This is a genomic window from Elusimicrobiota bacterium (assembly GCA_040757695.1).
In the GTDB taxonomy this organism is placed as follows: Bacteria; Elusimicrobiota; UBA8919; order UBA8919; family UBA8919; genus JBFLWK01.
Map to the genome: position 1 here is coordinate 1 of JBFLWK010000146.1, position 3,127 is coordinate 3,127.

Here is a 3,127-nt window from a genome sequence, read left to right on the forward strand (position 1 = left end):
CCCAGCATCAGTTAGTTCGTTGCCTTATTAACTGTGGGATTTGGTGTTGGACTGGTCGCTACCCTTTATCCAGTTCGGACTTCCACCGACAAGAATTCAAGGAACTTTCTTGGCACACTCATTTTACCCAACCTCCTCTTTTAATTTTTTTGTAGTTGCCGAGCCTGACATAACATCAGACCAGGTTTATCAGGTTTTTATTCGCTCAATGAATTGGGCAACTATATTTTTCTCTGACTTCTTACTTCCCACCAACTGAAGTCGGTGGCTACCTAACTTCTATCTATATCCACCCCTTTTTCCACCTTTTAACAGCAAGTAAAAATTAAAAATTGATTTAGTACATTTGTACTAATTGGATTTTATAAAAATAAAAAAGCAGAGTTTATCTCTGCCTTAATTTTTCATTTTCAATTTTTAATTTTAAATTGGTGTCTACCCCCCCCCGAAAATTTTGCCGTCGGAGTAATTGATAATTTTATTATCGGAAAGTTTTGTTTTCATTTTTTCAATGACTTATTTTCGGATGTTTTTCCCGCCAGTCCTGATGGATAGCAATTCCACCCACTATAAGCGCAAGGATAATTACAACACTAAATGCAATAGTAAGATAATCCATGTCAATCTCCTTTATCAAGCACCAATCCTTGCTATTAATAATATAAATGCAAAGATTCCCAGTATAAATGACCTCTCTGAAATTTTCTCGGGTGTTATTGCTTTCCCGACAATTATCACAGCAAAAATTATTTGGCTTAAATTAAAAGAAACTTTTGCTAAATTTTCTCTTTATTTTTTAGTGAGTTTCATTTTTAATTTAGTATAATAAAAAACTTAAAGTTTGTCAAGCGGTTTTTTTAAGAATCAGAATTTAACTTTTGGCACTTCTTTTTCTGCTTCAGGTATTTCAAAAAATATCTTTTTCTCAAAAGGACCGAAAAGTTTTGCAACCTGATTTGACGGAAACTGTTGAAGCATGGCGTTGTAATTCGCAACGATATCGTTGTAATGCCCACGGGAATACGCAATCCTGTTTTCAGTTGTAGTAAGTTCCTCTTGAAGTTGCATCGCATTCTTGTTCGCTTTTAAGTCCGGATAATTTTCCCAAACCGCAAACAATCGTCCCAAAAGCCCGGAAATCTCGCCTTCAGCTTTCAGCCGGCTTTGCATATTGCTTGAGCCAACAGCTTTTGCGCGCGCTTCCATCACTTTTGTAAGTGTCTCTTTTTCAAACTGCATATAGCCCTTCACCGTCTCAACAAGATTCGGAATCAAATCGTGACGGCGTTTTAACTGAACATCAATCTGGCTCCACGAATTCTCCGCTTCTACCCTGTAGCGAATCAACTTGTTGTAAATACTAACGAGATACAAAACCACAAGCACTAAAACAATCAACAAAACCCAGCCCATAAACACCCCCCCTTAAATTATTTTTTCTATTTTTGGTTTGTATTTTTTTACGACAACCTTTATAATAATGAACGATACCGCTAAAAATAAAATCCCAGCAGTGAATCCAGAAATCTCCGAGCGGTATAAAAAATATCCCCCAAAAATACCGGTTATAAACATAACAGAAGGAAAGCCGTAAAGCAGTAATGAAATTTTTAAATTTGATGGTTTAATTGTAACAAGAATCTTATCGCCGATTCTGACACCAATTGTATTCTCAAGTTCAAGATACATCGTGCCATTAGCCGATTTATGACAGATACCACATTTTTCACATATCTGTTGGTGATTAAATAATAATTTTAGTTTGTTGTCAGCAATTTCAACTACTGTTGCTATCTCTTCCATTGAATACATTTAGTTGGACAGTTTCTAAAACATTCGCCGATATTCTGACATTTTGTGTAATCAATTTTGGCAATATTATTTTCAATCGTGATTGCTTTATTTGAACATTTTTTCACACATAAAAAACAGGCAATACAGCCAACATCACAAACCTGACGGACAAGTTTGCCTTTATCAACTGATGAACAAGCAATTACAAACCTTTTGTCTTTTGAGATAAGTTTTATTAAATTTTGAGGACACGATTTTACACATAATCCACAGGCGGTACATTTTTCTTCGTTAATTTCTGGCGGCAAATTTTCTCTCAATTTTATCGCACCAAAAGAACAAACATCAACGCAATCACCGAAACCGAGACACCCAAAACTGCACATCACTGTCCCGCCAGAAACCAATATAGCCGATAAACAGGTTTTTACACCATCGTAATTTCCTCGTTGTCTTCTTGCGGAAATATCGCCACTACAATTCACAATTGCAACCAACTTCTGTTGAGATGTGATTTCAACACCTAATAATTCAGCGATTTTTTTTGCGGATTCCTCACCACCAACAGTGCATAACGATGGTTTTGCTCCGCTTTCTACAATTGCTTTCGCATAACCCAAACAGCCGGCAAAACCACAGGCACCACAGTTAGCACCCGGCAAAAAATTAAGCACCATCTCTATACGCGGGTCTGATTTAACTGCAAACTTTTTTGATGCAATTCCAAGCCCAACACCTAAAACAAGCCCAAGTAAACCAAGAACACTAATACTAATTAAGAAATTCATAAAATTATTTAAGTCGGTATCTAACGCCAACACTACCTTGAAATATAAAATTGGTTCCAACAGCAGGTGCAATCTCAATAAATACACCAAGTGGATTTGTTTCAAACAGATATTCAAGTCCGAGTTTGCCCTGAATACAAAAATCTTTTTCTGCAATCAATATCCCGCCTCCGTAATAAAATGGAAGTTTGCATTCGCTTACTTTTAAGTGCTCAAAATTATGCCATAGATAATCAAAATGTGCCAGGAAACTGGCGTCAAAACCAATACTACAATCAATAGCGTTTTTATTTGAAACAAAGTACTTTCCTGCAATCCCTGTCGGTTTGCCAAGTATAATACCAATTTCTACAACTTCATCAGAAAATACAAAAATAACAAACTTAAAAAATATAAGTATAATAAAAATCATTAATTTTAATTTTTGTTGAGTAGACATCTTTATAACCTCCTTGTGGTGACAGCCCTATCGGGCTGTCGTGCCCCTCGCAGAACCGTGCTTGCAGATTGCCCACACACGGCTCTTCAATAACACTTCCTCATAA

The 3,127-nt window shown here is 36.3% G+C and carries 4 protein-coding genes; all 4 read right to left on the reverse strand.

Annotated elements, in window-relative coordinates:
- Positions 1-864: 864 nt before the first annotated feature.
- From AB1349_13305 to AB1349_13320, 4 genes are read right to left on the reverse strand one after another with little or no spacing between them, the layout of a single operon-like run.
- The gene (locus AB1349_13305) at positions 865-1,413 is read right to left on the reverse strand and encodes a LemA family protein (protein ID MEW6558301.1); all 549 of its coding nucleotides are present in this window, start codon (positions 1,411-1,413) and stop codon (positions 865-867) included.
- A 12-nt stretch (positions 1,414-1,425) separates the two neighbouring features.
- Positions 1,426-1,812, reverse strand: coding sequence for a SoxR reducing system RseC family protein (locus AB1349_13310; protein MEW6558302.1), 387 nt, complete (start codon positions 1,810-1,812; stop codon positions 1,426-1,428).
- On the reverse strand, positions 1,791-2,582 hold the full coding sequence (gene rnfB / locus AB1349_13315; GenBank protein ID MEW6558303.1) for an RnfABCDGE type electron transport complex subunit B: 792 nt from the start codon (positions 2,580-2,582) through the stop codon (positions 1,791-1,793). The genes AB1349_13310 and rnfB overlap by 22 nt, the downstream gene beginning before the upstream one ends.
- 4 nt (positions 2,583-2,586) lie before the next feature.
- Positions 2,587-3,021 (reverse strand): hypothetical protein, encoded by a 435-nt coding sequence (locus AB1349_13320; GenBank protein ID MEW6558304.1) that lies wholly within the window; start codon positions 3,019-3,021, stop codon positions 2,587-2,589.
- Between the last annotated feature and the right edge of the window lie 106 nt (positions 3,022-3,127).